This window comes from Psychrobacillus sp. L3 (genome assembly GCF_042945595.1).
Taxonomy (GTDB): domain Bacteria; phylum Bacillota; class Bacilli; order Bacillales_A; family Planococcaceae; genus Psychrobacillus.
Genome location: NZ_CP168493.1, coordinates 1,832,619 through 1,851,327, shown reverse-complemented (window position 1 = coordinate 1,851,327; position 18,709 = coordinate 1,832,619). Strand labels below are relative to the sequence as shown.

General features: G+C 34.2%; 22 protein-coding genes and 2 pseudogenes. 3 read left to right on the top strand and 21 right to left on the bottom strand.

Going from position 1 to position 18,709, the window contains the following annotated elements; genetic code table 11:
- Positions 1–60 precede the first annotated feature (60 nt).
- The gene (locus ACEPXD_RS09015; RefSeq protein ID WP_391122600.1) at positions 61–273 is read right to left on the bottom strand and encodes a hypothetical protein; all 213 of its coding nucleotides are present in this window, start codon (positions 271–273) and stop codon (positions 61–63) included.
- A 608-nt stretch (positions 274–881) separates the two neighbouring features.
- Between ACEPXD_RS09015 and ACEPXD_RS09010 the strand changes: the two genes are divergently transcribed.
- Positions 882–1,001 (top strand): YjcZ family sporulation protein, encoded by a 120-nt coding sequence (locus ACEPXD_RS09010; RefSeq protein WP_391122597.1) that lies wholly within the window; start codon positions 882–884, stop codon positions 999–1,001.
- Between the two features lie 194 nt (positions 1,002–1,195).
- Here the strand turns inward: ACEPXD_RS09010 and ACEPXD_RS09005 are convergent.
- Positions 1,196–1,585 (bottom strand): annotated as a pseudogene (locus ACEPXD_RS09005) (VOC family protein).
- 487 nt (positions 1,586–2,072) lie between these two features.
- On the opposite strand from ACEPXD_RS09005, the gene ACEPXD_RS09000 reads away from it, so the two are divergent.
- Both ACEPXD_RS09000 and ACEPXD_RS08995 read left to right on the top strand, forming a co-directional pair.
- Positions 2,073–2,192: a YjcZ family sporulation protein gene (locus ACEPXD_RS09000; RefSeq protein ID WP_391122594.1), complete on the top strand. Its 120-nt coding sequence runs from the start codon at positions 2,073–2,075 to the stop codon at positions 2,190–2,192.
- A gap of 404 nt (positions 2,193–2,596) precedes the next feature.
- Positions 2,597–2,929 carry a hypothetical protein gene (locus ACEPXD_RS08995; protein ID WP_391122592.1) on the top strand — a complete coding sequence of 111 codons (333 nt, stop codon included), beginning with the start codon at positions 2,597–2,599 and terminating at the stop codon, positions 2,927–2,929.
- A 157-nt stretch (positions 2,930–3,086) separates the two neighbouring features.
- On the opposite strand, the gene ACEPXD_RS08990 is transcribed toward ACEPXD_RS08995, so the two are convergent.
- From ACEPXD_RS08990 to ACEPXD_RS08900, 19 genes and pseudogenes are all read right to left on the bottom strand, one after another.
- The gene (locus tag ACEPXD_RS08990; protein ID WP_391122589.1) at positions 3,087–3,497 is read right to left on the bottom strand and encodes a hypothetical protein; all 411 of its coding nucleotides are present in this window, start codon (positions 3,495–3,497) and stop codon (positions 3,087–3,089) included.
- 508 nt (positions 3,498–4,005) lie between these two features.
- Positions 4,006–5,202: a hypothetical protein gene (locus ACEPXD_RS08985; protein WP_391122586.1), complete on the bottom strand. Its 1,197-nt coding sequence runs from the start codon at positions 5,200–5,202 to the stop codon at positions 4,006–4,008.
- 14 nt (positions 5,203–5,216) lie between these two features.
- Positions 5,217–6,044, bottom strand: coding sequence for a hypothetical protein (locus ACEPXD_RS08980; RefSeq protein WP_391122583.1), 828 nt, complete (start codon positions 6,042–6,044; stop codon positions 5,217–5,219).
- Entirely contained in the window at positions 6,041–6,730 is a 690-nt protein-coding gene (locus tag ACEPXD_RS08975; protein ID WP_391122581.1) for an ABC transporter ATP-binding protein, read from the bottom strand. Before ACEPXD_RS08975 ends, ACEPXD_RS08980 begins: the two co-directional genes overlap by 4 nt.
- The gene (locus ACEPXD_RS08970; protein WP_391122578.1) at positions 6,727–7,116 is read right to left on the bottom strand and encodes a GntR family transcriptional regulator; all 390 of its coding nucleotides are present in this window, start codon (positions 7,114–7,116) and stop codon (positions 6,727–6,729) included. Before ACEPXD_RS08970 ends, ACEPXD_RS08975 begins: the two co-directional genes overlap by 4 nt.
- Before the next feature lie 364 nt (positions 7,117–7,480).
- A complete protein-coding gene (locus tag ACEPXD_RS08965; protein WP_391122575.1) occupies positions 7,481–7,966 on the bottom strand; it encodes a hypothetical protein in 486 nt (161 codons plus the stop codon).
- Between the two features lie 166 nt (positions 7,967–8,132).
- The gene (locus ACEPXD_RS08960) at positions 8,133–8,765 is read right to left on the bottom strand and encodes a CPBP family intramembrane glutamic endopeptidase (protein WP_391122572.1); all 633 of its coding nucleotides are present in this window, start codon (positions 8,763–8,765) and stop codon (positions 8,133–8,135) included.
- A gap of 152 nt (positions 8,766–8,917) precedes the next feature.
- Positions 8,918–9,061: a hypothetical protein gene (locus ACEPXD_RS08955; protein WP_391122569.1), complete on the bottom strand. Its 144-nt coding sequence runs from the start codon at positions 9,059–9,061 to the stop codon at positions 8,918–8,920.
- Between the two features lie 241 nt (positions 9,062–9,302).
- Complete coding sequence (locus ACEPXD_RS08950) at positions 9,303–10,241, bottom strand: hypothetical protein (RefSeq protein ID WP_391122566.1); 939 nt, start codon at positions 10,239–10,241, stop codon at positions 9,303–9,305.
- On the bottom strand, positions 10,238–11,038 hold the full coding sequence (locus ACEPXD_RS08945) for a reverse transcriptase domain-containing protein (protein WP_391122563.1): 801 nt from the start codon (positions 11,036–11,038) through the stop codon (positions 10,238–10,240). Before ACEPXD_RS08945 ends, ACEPXD_RS08950 begins: the two co-directional genes overlap by 4 nt.
- 820 nt (positions 11,039–11,858) lie before the next feature.
- Entirely contained in the window at positions 11,859–12,404 is a 546-nt protein-coding gene (locus ACEPXD_RS08940; RefSeq protein WP_391122560.1) for a hypothetical protein, read from the bottom strand.
- 174 nt (positions 12,405–12,578) lie between these two features.
- Positions 12,579–13,145, bottom strand: coding sequence for a signal peptidase I (gene lepB / locus ACEPXD_RS08935; protein ID WP_391122557.1), 567 nt, complete (start codon positions 13,143–13,145; stop codon positions 12,579–12,581).
- 111 nt (positions 13,146–13,256) lie between these two features.
- Positions 13,257–13,493, bottom strand: a complete 237-nt coding sequence (locus ACEPXD_RS08930; RefSeq protein ID WP_391122555.1) for a cold shock domain-containing protein — start codon at positions 13,491–13,493, stop codon at positions 13,257–13,259.
- 127 nt (positions 13,494–13,620) lie between these two features.
- On the bottom strand, positions 13,621–14,004 hold the full coding sequence (locus ACEPXD_RS08925) for a hypothetical protein (protein WP_391122552.1): 384 nt from the start codon (positions 14,002–14,004) through the stop codon (positions 13,621–13,623).
- A gap of 575 nt (positions 14,005–14,579) precedes the next feature.
- Positions 14,580–15,359, bottom strand: coding sequence for a permease prefix domain 1-containing protein (locus ACEPXD_RS08920; RefSeq protein ID WP_391122549.1), 780 nt, complete (start codon positions 15,357–15,359; stop codon positions 14,580–14,582).
- Positions 15,356–15,697 carry a PadR family transcriptional regulator gene (locus ACEPXD_RS08915; RefSeq protein WP_391122546.1) on the bottom strand — a complete coding sequence of 114 codons (342 nt, stop codon included), beginning with the start codon at positions 15,695–15,697 and terminating at the stop codon, positions 15,356–15,358. The genes ACEPXD_RS08920 and ACEPXD_RS08915 overlap by 4 nt, the downstream gene beginning before the upstream one ends.
- Before the next feature lie 180 nt (positions 15,698–15,877).
- Complete coding sequence (locus ACEPXD_RS08910; protein WP_391122543.1) at positions 15,878–16,402, bottom strand: GNAT family N-acetyltransferase; 525 nt, start codon at positions 16,400–16,402, stop codon at positions 15,878–15,880.
- Positions 16,403–16,587: 185 nt separating this feature from the next.
- A pseudogene (locus tag ACEPXD_RS08905) lies at positions 16,588–17,647 on the bottom strand (bifunctional transcriptional activator/DNA repair enzyme AdaA).
- A gap of 17 nt (positions 17,648–17,664) precedes the next feature.
- On the bottom strand, positions 17,665–18,426 hold the full coding sequence (locus ACEPXD_RS08900; protein ID WP_391122540.1) for an isocitrate lyase/PEP mutase family protein: 762 nt from the start codon (positions 18,424–18,426) through the stop codon (positions 17,665–17,667).
- Between the last annotated feature and the right edge of the window lie 283 nt (positions 18,427–18,709).

Sequence of the window (18,709 nt, the reverse complement as noted above, 5' to 3'; positions counted from 1 at the left end):
AGTTTAATAAGAAAAATGCTATACTCCTTCTTGAAGTAAAGCACCCGTTAGTTTAACAACTTATTTCTTAACATCATCTTCTATTTCGCCGTATTTTTCCAACAATTCACTAATTCCTTTTTCTTTATCTCTTTTTCCATATTGTATCTCAAACACTTCTCCAATTATTGAATTGTTAATACCTTTAGTCACAGCTACTTTGATAACTATAAATAGAACAAACAATCCTGCTAGATATATCACAATTGCTTCCAACGCTATAAATCCCTCCAAGCATTAAGTTAAATTGAATAACTAATTTTACCACATGAATCCAATTGCCTTATTGAAGTAAAGCACCCGTTAGTTGAATAAGCACCCTCACTATTATTACTTATGGTCGTAATGCGCATCATAGTCTAGTTTTCTTCAAACGATTACTTGAGGTGAATAAAATGGGATTACTTTCTGAAAAGGATGCATTGAACTGGATACTTTATATTCTTTACTTCGGATTTCCTATTCTAATAGTAATAAATTTAGGTGTATTAATAACTTTAATCCAATTAAAGAGGAGAAATAAAAGATAAAATATAACCCTAAAGGAACAGAGTAATTGTTCCTTCTTTTTTTGAACACTAATTTTACCCCCGCATTAATTGCGTCACATTATTTGTCTAAAGCGTCGTCATACAAAAGAACTGAACAAATCAATTTTCCTGAGTTATATACCCCTGTTCTTTTTTTAATGTTGAATATGCTATTTATATTACTGTAGGGGCACGTGCACCTCCTATTGGTGCCCCCAGTAAAAAATATCTCTTTAAAACCAAGCAAATGAATCAGACTAGCATCCATTATTTACATACAATGAACTATCACATATATAGGAGGTGTTCAATATGAGTTATGGTGGTTACGGACAAGGCACTGGAACAGGATCAGGATTCGTGTTAATTGTTGTTCTGTTTATTCTTTTGATTATTGTTGGTGCTACTTTTATGAGCGGTACAGGTTACTGATACTGACAGTATGATTGAAACAATAATCTATAACGCATCGAAGACAGGTTTTCATGACCTGTCTTTTTTATTGCTAAAAATTTGTCTAATGCTACATAAAAACTTCTCTTATAGAACTAACCTGCCCCGGTAGTTCAACAAGAAAAAGAACTGATTAAGCAGCTCAGAGATTTCTATTTATGTATTATAATACCCTAAACACCTAAAATCGTTTTAATACGGTCATTTTCTTCTTTCTTATCCAAATACTCAAAGAAACCAAGCTGATTTCCCCTAGGGTCAGAGAAAGATCCCCATTTTGCAGAGACTTATTCTCGAGAAAAAATCTCAAATTCATCAATTCCTAACTCTTTAACAAGTCTATCTCTTTCAGCAATAATATTAGTTACCCCTAAACGTAATGGTCCACTAGCTTCAGATGGGGTTCCTTCAGCAACTTGCAACCAACACCCCGGTATAATTTCCCACTCAACGAATCCATCATGTGGTATGAAATCAGGCTTTTTGTTTAGTAAGATTTCATACCACTTATGTCCTTGTTTAATATCAATAACACGAACTTGATTAGTTATTTCAAAAATCATTATTTTCCCTCCTAGAATTGTCCATATCTTGTATTCTAGAAGTTGGGATAATACTCCTTCTTGTTAAACTAAACTTCCCCTTTAGTAAAAAAGGCTCTACTCATTATTGAAGTAAAGCATCCGTTAGTTAAAATATGATTCTATATAAATTCTTGGACACTCGTAATAAATAGCGGATTACCTTCCAAATAATACTTTGTATAAGCTGTTCCTAAACGAGCATAAGTATCTTTTACCCATTCTTCTTTCGCTTCTTTAGATTTGAACTCCCTGTCATCATTAGCAAGTGCTATTAAATATTCCTTTCATCGTTCTTTTCTATCTTTTCTTCAAAAGCAGAAAACTCCTATTTCGCATTTTTATCGTTTATCCCTCAAAATACGTAATATGATTATTTATTTGGCAAAAGAAAGTATAGATTAGATTAATGTCACCCCTCATTTTATACTACTATACATATTATAGAGTATAGAAAGGAGGGATTTTTATGGAAAACTGCGGAGAATTTCGCGAAGAGCGTCGCGAACGAAACCCATTCGCTTTAGTCGTTGTACTGTTCATTCTTCTAATTATTGTCGGTGCTAGTTTCATGCATAGTTCGTATTAACAAAAACATCTGTTGATAGCTATGGTCGTCAATAAATAATAATTGCCAGGCACCTCCCTTTTGATTTTTTGGTTTAGGGTCACTTTCACCCGAGTGGCCCTTTTTATAGTTTCTTTCCTCATATACATGTTTAGTCCCCACCTCACTTACTGCACATTTTCTTTCAGATATTCATTCAATATAGTGATGAAATTTAAAATTCCACTTTGGTATATCTGTTCAAAATGACCTTCTACTCCTTCTTATTCAACTAAACTGCTTCGTTAGTAAAATATTTATAGATTAACTTCTCTATTCATATGGCAATAATTCCTCTATAAAATAAATTTTAGGAGGAGTGCTATAGTAAAATATATATATATATATATATATATATTTCTAAAAATTTTGAATAGGGTGGTTATATGAGATTTAAAACAGTAATGCTATGTATATTTTTATTATTCCTAATAGCAGGATGTGCGGGTAAGAATGAAAGTACAAAGTTTGTAAGAATTAAGGAAGACTTTAGGGGGGAGGTTACAGAGATAAAACAAAGCACATTTTTACTAGAGTTTGATGTAGATAAATCTATTTCACTAACTGCTGATAGAACTATACTAGAAGAACTTAAGGGCGGGGACATGGTAATTATGGAAATAGATGGGGGCGTGGATGAACCAAGTACTCTAAAAGCAATGGCTAAAAGAGTATATATTATTGAAAAAGGATTTTCTTATAAAAATAATAAAAATTAAAAGGTTGCCTAATGAGGCAGCCTTTTAATTCTTATTTAATATAACCACATAAGTTATTGTCCTTATTCAACTAACCTGCTGCGTTAGTTCAATAAGGAAAAAAGCTTTACTACCTTCTTGAAGTAAAGCACTCCGTTAGTTGAACAATAAATGCAAATCAATAAATTTTCAAATCATCAATCTTTTGACATATATCTTTAGCTCTTTTAGACCTAAGAAACTCATCTATACACCAAAACAGACTTGAAGATAAAAGAGCGGCAATAAAAAAAAAGCTATTTAAACTCCTTTCCGTTTCTAAGAATGGGATTAAAACGAACAGAGCGGCAAGGAACAAATGAATGAATAATGCCAAACTTCCTCTAAGCAATCCGCTTATTTTTTTTGTAACGAAATCAGAGAGAATAGATGATGGTACTCCATAAATCAAAAGAATGGGTAATAGATACACACCTATTAAGATAACAAAACCAGACTGTTCTACGAGGAAATAGATGAACATAACCAACAAACAAGCCATTACCGCGGAAACAAGCTTTCTAATAATTATAAAACTCACCCCAATCAAAATAATCTTCTCCTGAATATACTTATTGGTTATTTCACCAGTCGTCTTCAGAACTCCTTCTTGAACTAAACTGCTTCTTTAGTTCAATAAGAAAAAAGGCTTTACTCCTTCTTGAAGTAAAGCACCCGTTAGCCATCCATGAAGCGCAAAATCAGCGCTTCACCACAGAGAATGAAAATGGTTAGAGGAGTCAATACTAGTAGTCCACCGAAATCAATAGACTTATTAATATCCGCTCTCCTCTTTTTTTTGCGATTAAGCAGGGGTCTTCTTAAGTATTGTCATTTTTCTTTTCTTGAAGAAACTAATTTTCATGGTAGTTTAAGTGAAAATCTTCACATTCTCTTCAAATTTGAAAATTTTCTATCGTCTTGCCGCTCACTTGTTATAATTAAATATATTATCGGGTCGGTCATACTGTCAATTACACTCTCAATATCAACAACCCAAGGACTAAAAATTGGCAGGTATGAATCCAATATTGAATTCATACCTGCCAATTAAAGCTTTAATTGATGCTATGGAATTGTTGAATATTAAGTGAGTAATCTGTATCTAGATTTTCTCTGTTTTCATTGATGATTTTACCTTCATATAATGATTCCCCTGTACGTAAATCACCGATAAAGAACGAATTACCGTCAGAAACACGATTCACAAAATATAGTTTATCATCTATAATCTGCAAAAAAGGTACGTCTTTATCATTAACAGTGCTTGGATAATTAAAGTTTAAAGGTGCTTCCCACTGTTTCCTTTCAATATTAAATCGATTCAACTCTAAATCGTTGGTTGAAAGAACAGGAATGAATATTTCTGCCCCATGAAGAATCATCAAGTCCTTATTTGGTTTTAATTCTGCAGGAATCGTCCATTCTTCCACTTCATTATTAATGTTATCATAAAGATACATATGGCTAGAGATAATTTCAGGCTCTTCATCCGCCATGCGATACTTAGATTTTTCTACCATATATAAGTAATACATATCATTTTGGGATTTCCTAAAATCATTAAATATACGGATAACGGAACGGACTCCCTCTTCTTGTTCAATTTTTGCAATTATGGAGTCATGTTCTAATACCTTGTTGTTTTCATCAACCGTATAAATGTGCAAATCCTCCCCACCATTAATGAGATAGCCTGTTACTAATATCTTTATTTCCTCATTTTCTACATAGACATCATTCACATACATCCTGTCATAGCTTACTCGTGCTGGCGCATTGATTTCAAATGATGAACTGTTATTTGTCTGTTTATCGAGTATATCGATTTGAAGCGTAAAAAGATTTCCTTGAATTACTTTCTGGCCATTATTTGGATCAGTTGTGTAAATCAAACGTGCTTCGTCTTCAAAGTACTTCCATGGAGTTAATTCTTTTCCACGCATAAACTTACGATGTTCTTGAATATATTTTTGAAACATCAACGGTACAGGAGGAGCTACCAAACGGTCAATAGAAGACTGGTTCATCCAATTAGTCGAACCATCCTTTGATATGTACAACCCACGATAAATATCACCACTCTGATAACTCCCTTCAAGGATAAGATTTTCGATTTCTTCCTTATTTCCGCTAGTCGTTTCAATTTTAAAAGGTAAATCGTTTTTAGATGCCCCTGTTGCTTGAATATAGTAAGAACCAATTGTCGTCACTATTACTAAACTGATCAATATCGTCTTCCAATATTTTTTCATTGTAATTCCCCCCATTAGACCCTGATTTTATGTTTTAGCAACTGATTCGCTATCCAAATGGCACTTCCTAAAACGATGATGCTTGTTACCAGTTCCATTAGTAAGATTTCAAGTGGGTAAAAATAGCTTGTAAAAAAGTCAGCCAATAATATCGGCGCAATAAGGATACCGAACGAAAATATTCCATAAACGACTGCGCAGAAAATACCTTTTAAACCGTAGCTCCGCTCAAATAATATGGCAGTGAATAGTACTGCTACAAAGACTAATCCGATTCCATAAATCAGGATAAATCCAGCAAATGCGTTCGGATACAGCAATCCCCATATTTCCAGATTATAAATTCCTGAAAACGGAAAATTAGTTCGTAAATTTGCTGGTACAATACTATTCACAATCTGCATTTCGAATGGTATTAACAATATTTGTAAGGTGATTAAGCCAAGTACAAAAAGCATAATAGCAGTTAATTTAGCGAAAAAAATATTAATTCTTCCGGTTGGCAACATTAATAATCTGTAAATGAACGTATTTTTTCCAAACCAATCCCGATACCAAATAAAGAACATATAAATCATTAACATTGCGATACAAAAAACGATCGACAGCACAAACCACCCAGAATTAACGAAATGACTAAAAGAAAACGCACTGCGTTGCTCAAGATATTGGCTCACTGATAGTTGATTTTCATACATTACTTGATCTGCTCTATTCATATATCCTTTTGAGACGATAATCGCCCCCACGAACTGACAGACAATTGTCACTCCTATTAGTACTAGGTACAGTTTGAAAAATCGGCTTATTTCGAAATTAACGAGTTTTAAATAGCTTCTCATCCACGATACACCTCCCGCATAACATCAACGACCGATTTCCCTTCATTCTCACGCATTTCCTCTACGCTAAATTCCTTTAATACTTCACCGTTGTCAATAAGTACTGCTCTATCAATCAAGTGTTCAATATCACTAATTTCATGGGTTGTGAGAATCACACCACGATCTTCAATCAAATGGCTTGTAAACACTTCTGCTATCTGTTCACGTGAGAAAATATCAATACCGGAGAATGGTTCATCCATCAGTAAGTAATCCACATCCAATGCCAAACCTAATAGCATATTGACTTTAGCTGTATTCCCCTTTGATAAATTGGCAATCCTTTCAGTAGGGTCTAGCTTAAAAAATTTCAGCAGTTCTTCTGCCCTTTGTGGATTCCAGCTTTTATAAAAATCCGCCATGAAGGCAAAGGCATCACCAATTTTCATTTGCGGCAACATCGTGAGCGTATCGGGTATAAAGGTGATTTTTTCAAAGCTTTCTTTCCGGATTTTTTCCCCATCAATCAAAATTTCACCACAATTAATAGGAGTGAGCGCCATAATAGCTTTCATGATTGTCGTCTTTCCTACTCCGTTTATTCCGATTAAGCAAGTAATTTCACCTTTTTCAGCAGTAAAGGAAAGACCTTTTAAAACCTGTTTCCTGCCGTATTTTTTCTTGACATTTTTCACTTCAATCATTTCGACTCCTCCGCTTCTTCACTTTCGGCATCATACTTTTTCTTAACTAGTTTCCACACTTCGGATAACGGCACATCGATGGATTTAATGGATCCTAAAAATAAGTCAACCGCTTCGATAATCAATTCCTCACGCACACTTTTAAGGACCCCTTTATCTTTCGTAATGAAGCTCGGCAAATTTCCCTCAGTAAAAATCAATCCTTGTTCCTCCATTTCCTTGTAAGCTCGTTGTGCGGTATTGGGATTAATCTTAAGCTGATTGGCCAGTTCCCTTCTTGATGGAATCTCCTGGCCTGGTTCAAAATATCCCTTGGCGATTTGCTCTTTAAAATGCTGGATAACCTGTACATAAACCGGATCACGATTATTAAATTTTACATTCAAATAACTCAACTCCTAGAAAATCATATTTTCGTGTATTAACCAATTAATACAGATTTTGCATAATGATGTGCTATATACTTTAAATAACGAACCATACGCTATTCCGTTCGGTGTATTGACCACTTGATACACCATCCAAAAAAAAAATGTATTAAGCATATAATACACCGTATGTAGTGTATTATATGCTTAATACACATTTCGTGTCAACAAAAAAATTGGAAATAATATCAATAATTAAGAAACAATCCGTTGTTAAACTAAACTGCTGCGTTAGTTAAATAAGATAAATGAGCTGTCTGATCAGCTCAACGATTTTCACTAAAGCACCCTTTAGTTGAACAAGAATAGAAATAGTGGTCTTTTATAAAACTTCTACCACAAAAGTGTAGGATACTTCACCATTTGACCATTCCGCTAATATCTCATAGATATACTGACCTTTACTAGTCGGTGCTAATAATTGATTATTTTTTAACGTAACTTCTTTTTCCCTTCCGCTTTCATTCCATAGGTAAAGGGATATCCTAGGATTTTCTTCAATCTCAATATTTATGTTTGTGTTCGGTTCTACCATAATGGCACTAAAATTTTCAGCTATTTGGTATGGAGATGCGGCATCGGTTTCTACAACTTGAGTATCTAGACCTTGTTTTCTTTCCCATCTATAATTTCCAACTACAATTTCATACTCTTTATCATTAACACTAATCGAACCTGTCATAGATGGGGGAAATTCATTTTCACTGGCTTTCACTTCTTTATCTATTTCACTGCTATTGTTAGAACAACCAGTTATACATAGTGTAGAAAAGACGACCATTGAATAAATTAAAAGTTTTATTCTCAAAAACATACCCTCCTTTTTCTAAATTAGACATTAATTCGCCTAAAAAGTTTCATTTCTTGTTGAACTAACCTGCTGCGTTAGTTTAATAAGAAAAAAGAGTTGCCTAAGCAACCCATGATCTTCAACTAAAGCACTCCGTTAGTTGAATAAGAAAAATTGTGTTTGATTACAAAAATAGAAACAGCTTTCCAGTATACAAGTTCCAAATAGAATGAGTGACGATTGAAGGTATGACGGATTTAGTTTTTATTGCAATACAAGCAAGAACAACCCCTATGATAAGTGATAAGAATAAGTAGGCAGGATGGAACAGAGAAAAAATTACTGAAGTAATTACTACAGCCCATATTGGCTTCACTACTTTTAATAGAGCAAATAATAGTACCCCTCTAAAAAAAAGTTCCTCCCAAATTGGAGCGAAGATGACAGCCTTTATTAAAGGATATTGTTTTAAACCCTCAAGCAAACCATTTTTGTAATAAACGATGAGACTTCTGTCCATTAAAATTTCGTAATGAATGCTTAACCTTAATATTATGTAGGGAATAAAAATTCCCACTAACATATATAGGTAAGTCAAAGGACTTTTAAATGGCTTGAAATTTATTAAAGGGACAATCAGACTTCTAACTGAACTAAAACTTAACGTTAGCAAAATAAAAATAAGCAACCAAACAAGTGTGCCAAATCTGTTAAACAACTGACTATTAAAAAAACTCACCCCATAGCCTGTTAGCAGAAGTAAAACTGTATACAACAAATTACTTAGTGTATTTTTCTTTCTGTTGCTAATAATCATATTTATCCCCCTTGTTTTATTGAACTAACCTGCTCCGTTAGTTTAAGTGTAACATTTCACAATGGATTTCTGAGAACTACTTGATATTTGGATAAATAAATAGACCATCGAAATGATGGTCTTATTCTGCTAAAGCACACGTTAGTGGAATATCAATTTGTTTTTTTATCTCTTATTTCTTCCAGTATTTCTATTACACGATTGTTTTGTTTTTCAATAGATTTTAACCTTTTTTCAATTATGCTTGAAGAGAAAAACACAATTAGTACAATAGCAATTCCAATTATTAAATCCATTTCTATTCCCCCCCGTCTATATCATTGTTTATCTATGTACTCTTACTTAATACTACATACGTTTCAAATGGATTAAAGTTACATGCTTGTTCAACTAACCGTTAGTAATAGGTAAGCATTTGAAGTTATCTCCAGCTTTTCTCCTACTCCACACGGAACGTGCCAGTTTCCAAGCATTCCGCGTTCCATCTAGCGTTGGTATTATTAATTATAAGTTTCAAGTTACTCTTATTGATTTGGGTTATTTGATTATTTCTAGCTCACATTTTTCTCGATATTTATTGATTTTTTCTAACATCGATTCCGTGATGTCCAAAGTTTTAATGAGTGTATTCGCCTTAATTTTGTCGGTCAAATGGATTAATTCATGTACCTCTTTTTGGAGGATACGCAAGTTGTTGAATTTGTCGCTTCCACCAAGATGTACAGGTATATAGTGGTGGCAGTACACGTTTTGTGCGGTTAGGAACATGCCAGTTATTTCACATCTTCCTTTTTTCATACTGTACCTACTAATCCGATTATCCATATATTCGACACTTCGTGTCGATATTTTTGATTCCATTAACAATACTATTTCATGTCTTATGTCTTTACTCAAAAGTGTGGTTATTTGTGCTCGACCTTCTTGGGTAAATGGAGTTATACTTTGAGTAAAACCAATCACATTTCTAGTTTTGATGATACCGAGAGGGAAGAGGTATACCCCGGCGATGTTATAAGTTTTAGATCCTAAGCCATAGAACTTTTTATAGACAGGTGGAGGATTGTTAGGATGTTCATATTTACCGACAGGTTTAAGACGATTGTACATAGATGCACCTAGTTCGTAGGCAAGTCGTGAGAACGCTAAGTTGACGTGAGTAGCTCTGTTAAAATAATTGTGTAACCCTAAGACAAAACTATTAAAGCGCATAGCATTTTGAGTAGTTGGCGATGTTCGGAGTATTTCTAATCGTTTCTTTGCATCAGCTTTAATTTTCTGCATCTTTTCAGCTTTGACAAACGTATGTGCAACTCGCTTTTTTCCTTTGCGATTGGCACGTATTGTGAAGCCAAGAAAAGCGGACTCATTCTTGCCAAGATTAATAATCTTCGATTTTTCTGGTGAAATATCAAGTTTTAAACGTTCTTTTAGATAAAGCTTTACAGCATGATACCACTTTTCAGCAGTTTTCAATCTCGACAGATGATTTTGAGGTCGTCAGCATATCTAACTATGTAGCCTTCTTTTAAGTGAGTGCGCTTTTTTGCAAGAAGTTGACCTTCTCTAGTTTTTAAGTTTTTATGGAGGGGGAATAGTTCCCATTTTAGTAGAATATTAGACAATAACGGTGAAAGTAGGCCACCTTGCGGAGAACCTTTTGTTGGAATACCTTCTCCATCCACTTCTGCTTTTAGCATTTTGGATATACAGGCTAGAACCTGTCTATCCCGAATACCTATATTCCATAACTGTTTAATAAGTAAGATATGATTGATATTATCAAAGAACCCTTTTATATCAATATCTACAACGTAATGGAGTTTCGACTGATTAACTAGAAATTGAATTCTCGCCATCGCATGATGAGTAGACCGTAAAGGTCTAAATCCATAGCTATGATTATAAAAATGAGCCTCTGCAATCGGCTCTAACACTTGTTTAAAGCATTGTTGTATGATTCTATCAAGAATGCATGGAATACCTAAAGGTCGTATCTTACTATTATCTTTTTCTATTAGTTTACGTCTAACTTTCATTGGGCGATAACTTTTAAGCTTACTTTGTATTTCTTCTACTAATTCGTTCTCCGAACGTTTTTCTATGTCTACAATAGTTTTACCATCTGTTCCAGGGGTCTTCGACCCTTTATTTGACTTAATTATTCGATACGCTAATAAAATATTGTTCCTCGACGTGATGATGTCGTATAGCAGATGGAATGATTCTTTATTTTTGGCTCGTTGATGTAAGTCTGTAAAAGTGTCTGTCATCCCGTAATAATCCCAATATCGTAGAGCTTGCACTGTGGCATCATTCCTTTTGAAGTGATGTTCCCACGTTCTTACCCGACCGGTGCAATGCACAGTTGAAAAATAATTATTACTTATCGCTAGACTTGGGGCTGTTCCTCCACCTCCATTACAGAGCTTTCACTGGTCGTACCCCTATCCTCATAAGGACAAATGCATTTCGCCATATCGCTTATAGCAGCCGTTTCGGGTGACAGCCCTTGAGTCAACGTTCCTTACTTTCCAAGTCCCTTATAACTTAGCTATATTTTTTTCTAAACTTAGGTGCTTCCTGTAAGCCTGTGAGCTGGATACCGCCATTGTTCGGTATAGCGTGTTTCAGAGCAGCAATTTTTACTCCACGCCACTCACCCCATCGTTGAATGGTACACAAGTTTCCTCGTGTTCTAAATTTAGACCCGTACATCCGGAAGTTCGTCTATTCTTTTCCATAAAAAAATTCTCACCATATTTAGTTTTTCAGCCATCCGGCATATCCATTGGCATACCTTTTCCGTGAGGAGTGGCTTCAGCCTTTGTTCTGCCGACTTCACCTGAGCTTCAGACCCCATAATCTGTCCATTATGACGCATGCAGGAATCTTAATGGGATAGTTTCAAAATACATGGTTTTGTCATTCCTATCCTCGGTTATAAAGTTAGGATTTCCGAAGAAATCCCTTGTTTTTTCACACATTAGTGTTTATAACAAAACTTGTCGCGCTGCTGCTTTAGTTCAATAAGAAAAAAGGCTTTACCTCTTCTTGAAGTAAAGCACGCCTAGTTGAATAAGAAAATTAAATTCACTGTATTATCTGTTCAATTATTTTACCGTCTGAAGACAAACCTATAATAGTAGAGCCTATTAGATCTTCTCCATCAGTAACTAAAAACCAAAACTTTTGGTCATCGCCATATTCAATGATGTTGGCTTTAAATTCGTTTCCACCATCAGTTTTAATGTTTACTTCTTCTATTTGAGGTTCAAGTATTTTCCCCCTAATTAAATCAGTATAACCATAAAAACTAGATTCTAAGTTTGAAAAACCCCAATCTAATTTATGTTCATGAGTAAGTCCACTAGCGAAGCTGTTAACAAGCTTCCATCCAAATAGGTTTTTCTTAAAGAGAGCACTCCCAAAATATAAATCTTGTTGATTACCCCCTTCATAAAAAGCAATTGCTTGATTGTTATCCAAAAATTCAATATGAGCAATGTTCGTCATTGGTTGATTTAATGAGTACATAACCTTTTTAATTTCCTGAACATCATCTTTTAATGCTGAATTTATAAAAATAATCCCTAATAAAATAACTGTTATAGAGATAATTTTTAATTTCTTAGACATAAAATCCCCCCTAAAAAAAACATAACACAATATATCCATTATCTGGTTTATTTGCTAACATATTTTTTTAACTCAACTGCCCGTTAGTAAAAAAGGCTCTACACCTAATTGAAGTAAAGCACCCGGTAGTTGAACAGGAACATCAACTAACTGGTGCTTTTACAATTCACTTTATCATTTTATTATCTTTAAATTATCTAGAGGTAAAAATACAATTTTTGCGGTACCCAATATTTTATCCTTCGAAACAAATCCAACACGAGGGTCTCTGCTATCTGTGCTGTAACGACGGTTATCTCCTAGTACAAAAAAGTATCCATCTGGCACAGTTAATTCACCTAAATTTTCTTCTAATGTAAAGTCTCCAGTAAGTGTACCATTGTCTATCAAAGCTTTTTTATACTCCTTTAAGTAGGGTTCTTCGTACCGCTCACCGTTAATAAAAAGTTCATCATTTTCATAAGCTATGCGGTCTCCAGGAATACCAATAATACGTTTGATATAATTAGTATCTTCTTTTGCTTCAAATACAATCACATCAAATCTTTCATATTCCATCAATTTTGGTCCGATTTTATCCACTACTACTCTGTCACCACTTTCAAATGTGGGCATCATAGAAGCACCGTCAACTACAATAGGTGTAAATAGGAAAAATCGAATACCACATGCAAATAAAATAGCAATTCCTATTGCTTTTGCCCATTCCAATAATTCATTTTTTTCTTTTGCTTTTTTCACGTTCAACACCTCTTTCTCTTTTAAACACTTAGCATTTACTTGAATAACCCATTAAATTAACTTATTCGACCTCCCTTTAATAATACCTGCTAGTTAAACTAAACTGCTTCGTTAGTTGAACTTATTAACTATCTTCTTAACATTTACAGCTCGACGTGATTGTTCTTTTAAATTTGAATTTTCCTCAAGGTCAAATAATACTGCCTCACCTTTGTTAAGAGATTTGAACCCTTCCATTTGAATACTACTGAAATGTACCCAAACGGCATCTTCGTCTTCAATTGAGATCCAGCCCCATCCCTCTTCTTCATGATAAGTTTTACATACTCCCATTATGTTATATCTCATTATAAATCCCCCTTAAATGAGAAGATGAAAACATTATGTTCTTCAACTAAACTGCTTCGCTACTTGAAAAAGAAAAAGGCTTGACACTTTGTGAAAGCACTCGTTGTTTCATAAAAAATTAACAATTTTACTTGGTTACAACTTGTAAATCTTCACCAATTATCTTGTTTGCCTCATAAATGACTCCATTGTCGTAACTATTTATATCAAAGTAACCATTATAATAATCCCATACATCTGAGTGATTTGAGTATTTTACAAATCTATCTATTATTTGATTAAATAAAACAATGGCTTCTTCTTCTGTTGGAAGTTTTTCAACAATAATTCTAAACTTCACATCTTTTTTTCCATCAAAAGCTGATACTGTATCCATCTCCTCAGATTGTCTAAAAAACTCTTCGATTTTTCCAAGAGTTTCACTTATATTGATGTCTGGCTGTTGACTACAAGCAGTTAGAAGTAAAAATAGAACTGAAAAACTAATACATAACAGCTTAAGCCTTTTCATAACATCCTCCTTCATTTAATAACCTTATTTAACATTTAAAAACTTAAATCTTGTAACCCTTCCCTAAAATCCTTCTTCCACTAAACTGCTTCGTTAGTTCAAGAAGAAAATAGAGCCGCGTAAGCAGCTCAACGATTTTTCACTAAAGCACCCGTTAGTTCAATATCTTTAATTTTTTGAACCGTTTAATCAATGATACAATTATGACCATAATGAATGTAATTGTTATAGAGTATTCCAAAATCTTAAAAAGAAAATCTGGATAAGGAATTTCCCAACCCGAATGCATTCCATTAACATCCTCTGACGTTCCCGTTCTATCAACCAATACAAACAATGCCGAAAAAGAAATAATAAAGGAATATATAGCCGTTTTTACTAAAGTTTTTTCCACGTTCGAACCCCTTTTATTCTTTTTCTCTACTTTACCATAAAACCCCATTACTGTGCTAAACTGTTTCTTTAGTTCAATAAGAAAAAAGGCTTTACTCCTTCTTGAAGTAAAGCACCACGTTAGTTTAAGAAGAAAAATTAATATATATTTCTAATATCTTCTCCACTACTGCACTTGTTTTTTAGTTTTCAACTACTTTCCTCTTTCCTGCTAAAACATAAATCAAATAACCTACAACATTTGATAAAGCAAAAGCGAGAATCCAACCAATGTTTAATCGTCTATAATAATTGGCATTAATAGTTGCCCAAATGGCAAACAGTACCCAATAAGCGAACAAGCAGACACCGATTGCATATATCCATGCGAGATGAAAATGCTCGTAGTTCATGTCCACTTCCCAACTTCCGTTTTCATAAACCTTACCAGCCATTCCGTTTATATATCTAATGTCTTTAAACGGCTCCGATCTTTCATAATCGAACACCCTAGAAAGCGAATCTGAGTGATCCTGAATAATTCCCATGTTTGTAACTTGAGGGGCTTCCTTTACGAATTCAACAATAAGTTCTTTGTTTGTCTCATTGAATCCCCCGTCTTCGAGCACAGCAAGCGTATATTGTGCAATTTGTGCCCGCTGCGTAAATAATCGATATTCGTTATAAGCAAAAATACAACCAATCAATATACTAAGGACTGCAAAAATAATAGCTGTGCGTAACAAATTCACAGAGAAAAAACGTGACAATCGGAAATGTTCAACTATCTTCCACCTCAACATATGTTCATCGCCAAAATTCTTTAAAGCAATTGAAACAGCTTCTTCTTCTGATATTCCCTGTGCTTTTAACTCCTCAACCGCTTCTAACAAATGTGTTCGCATTTCCTCTTTCAATTCTTTTGCTTCATTCCGATCAACTTGGGTATATACAGAATTCACATACTCGTCGATTTTCTTCATATTTTTTCTCCCCCTTCCAAAAATGAATCGATTAATTTTTTAACAAATTGCCATTCCTTACGCTTTTCTTCAAAACCCTCTTCACCTAAAGGCGTAGGTTTATAATATTTCCTTCTTCCTCCTGGTCCTTGTTCATCACCCCAGTAAGACTCAATCCATTTATTCTTTTCAAGGCGCTTTAAAGACAAATAAAGCGTACCTTCTTTTAATTCAAATTGTTCATCGCTCTTTTCTCGAACCAATTTAGCCAGTTCATATCCATACATATCCCTGCTATGTAGTAACGATAGAATGATCGTATCAATGTGACCTTTTAAAACCTCTTTATTTACTTCCAAATTTGTCCACCTCCAATATTAGTTATAATATAAATTACTGTATAATACAAGGTATTCCTTCAAGAAAATATGTATATGTTCATATTCAACTAAATTGTACCGTTAGTTGAACAAGAAAAAAGAGCTGTTTTACAGCCCAATGGTTTTGTGCTAAAGCACCCGTTAGTTGAATAAGAAATACTAAAATATATTTCTAATATCTTCCCAACCATATACAAGTTCAGAAAACTTCTTACCACCAATCTCTACTTCAACAGTATCTATTTTTCTTCCCCCAAGTGATTCATAAAACTTACGAGAATTATTATCTTCCAAAACAAGAACAAGCATTGAGTTCAGTCCAACTCCAATAATGTCATTGATGATTGGCTTAACAAGGGCTGTTCCAATTCCCTTACCCTGATAATCTTGTAAAATATAGATGGCGTATAACTCCCCATCATACCCTTTATATTTACTGCTTCTTTCTTTCCCTCCTTTGGCAAACCCAACTATTTCACCGCTTTTGTTCTCCGCTACATAAATATCGCCTTGGGGAATTGCATTGGTCCACATCTGTTCACGGCTTTCATATGTTAAATTTTTCAAGTATTCTTCTGGAATAATGTTGGCATATGTTGTTCTCCAACAGTCGACGTGTACTTTAGCTATTCCTTTCGTATCTGTTAAATCTGCTTTTCTAATCTTAATAAACCCCTTATCCATTAGTTCGCCCCCTATACCAGTTTATATAATTTATTACATCTTTCTTGTTGAACTAACCTGCTGCGTTAGTTCAATAAGAAAAAAGGCTTTACTCCTTCTTGAAGTAAAGTACTCGTTAGCTCAATAATTTCTGTTATTCATTAATTAACTCAAATAGAAGCCTTAAATCATAACGCGGAAATCATTTACAAAATATTGTTATATTTTTTCTCTAACTCAAGCAGCCAAGACTTTCTTTGAATGCCCCCGCCATATCCACCAAGATCTCCATTTGTATTGATCACTCTATGACAAGGAATAAGAAGTGAAATTTGATTTGCTCCATTTGCTCGAGCGACAGCACGATAAGCTTTAGGATTTCCTATTTGTATTGCTAAATCTTTGTAACTGATTGTACTTCCCGGACGTATCCCTCTCAGTATCCGCCAAACTTCTTTTTGGAAGCTTGAACCAATTTCATCTGATATGGTTGTTTGAAAGGAAAAGCGTGTACCTTCAAAATATTCCTGTAGTTCATTTTCAAGATGCTGGAGAATTTGATTTTTCCGGGTATGTTAGCTGCAGAGAGTTTTATTCGCATATTCTCAATTTCCTTTTCTAATCCCCTTCGATCAACGAACTCTAAAAGATAAAGACCGTCGTCATCTGCTATTGCAATCATCGAACCTAATTTTGTTTCAATCCACTTTGCCGTTAAAAGTTTTACTTGTTTATTTCTCTTCGGAACTGCCCCCATTATGCGCGTAAAAGCATCACGAAATCCATTACTGGATTCAAATCCACTATCAAGCTGAGTGTCAATTAAAGGTTTACCATTTCGAATATGATTAAATGCCATACCAAGACGGCGGGATCGAGCATATTCAATAAAGTCATCCCAAATTGTTTTTTAAATTGTCTTCTTGCTGTGTTAGTGCTAATGGATAAGTCATTAAAATCTTTATCCGTCCATTTTTTTTGAGGATTCTCTTCTATAGCTACAACTATTTTTTTTACTTCAGGGGATAAAGAACTAGGTGTATTTAATGGCTGACACCTTTTACAAGGTCTGTATGAAGCCAATGTAGCTTCTTTTGCTGTTTTAAAAAACTCACAGTTTTCTTTTTTAGGTTTTTTTGCTGGGCAAGTTGGTCTGCAAAAAACGCCTGTCGTTTTAACCCCTACATAAAAAGTGCCTTCAAAGTTGGAATTTTTCTCTATTAGCATTGTATAAAATGTATCTATTGTCCTTTGGTCATTAATCATGGCTTTCGCTCTTCCCCCTAAACACTAAATGTTAGATGCTTTGCTAAGATATTTTGTGCATTGAAATAAGAATGTGGTCCATAGCTTACCCGGCTGACACCAACATTTTTCCAGTTAATACTCTCGATATTAGTAGATGAATTCAGCATAATGTTAACTGGTAAAGGAGAATTTTTTGAAAATTCCTCTATCAGCTCTATATTGTTTAGCCCTGGGATAAATATACCGTCAGCACCAGCATCAGCATAGACTTCAGCTCTATTTAGCGCTTCCTTTACTAAATCAATAGAGTGCTTCTCTTCTTTTAAAAATACGTCTGTTCTTGCATTAACAAATATATTGGTGTTTAAAGATGTAGCAACATGCTTTAGGGTTTGAATCCTGTCTGCTTGTTCGTTAACATTCCATAACTCATATGTATGGGAGCGGTTTTTTTTATCTTCAAAATTAATTCCTGAGATACCTGTAGTAAAAAGAGATTGAGCATTATAGTAGAGTGTTTCTAGAGAATCTGCATATAACCCTTCTACATCAATAGAAACAGGTACATTTGAATTATGGACTAGTTGTTGGGAAAACCAAACTAAATTTTCAAAAGGTAATTTTTCACCATCTGCGCATCCCCAGGCATCAGCAATCGCATAACTACTAGTCGCTAATGCTTTGACGCCTTTACCCTCAATTATTTTTGCAGACATTACATCCCAACAATTAAAGAGGTACAATTCATCCTCTTGATAATGTAGCTCCTTAAAAGCTTGAAATTGATTTTTTGTCATTTTTAATTCCTCTTTTCCTTTTGATATCTTTATAATAACAAGCCCTTACATTTTAGAAACGAGTAAAATTAACACCAATTTTTTAGTTTCCATACCAAAAACGATCGTTTTTGGATATGGGAAGTGAACTTCTCAAAAAACCTCAAAAACTACTTTAAATAAATAACCAAAATATCACCAAAATCTAAATACCAATATAGCTATACCCACTTTTGAGTATCGTTTAAGGCATTAGCAAGGGGGGATGCTTGTTAGTTCAATAAGAAAAAGGCTTTACTCCTTC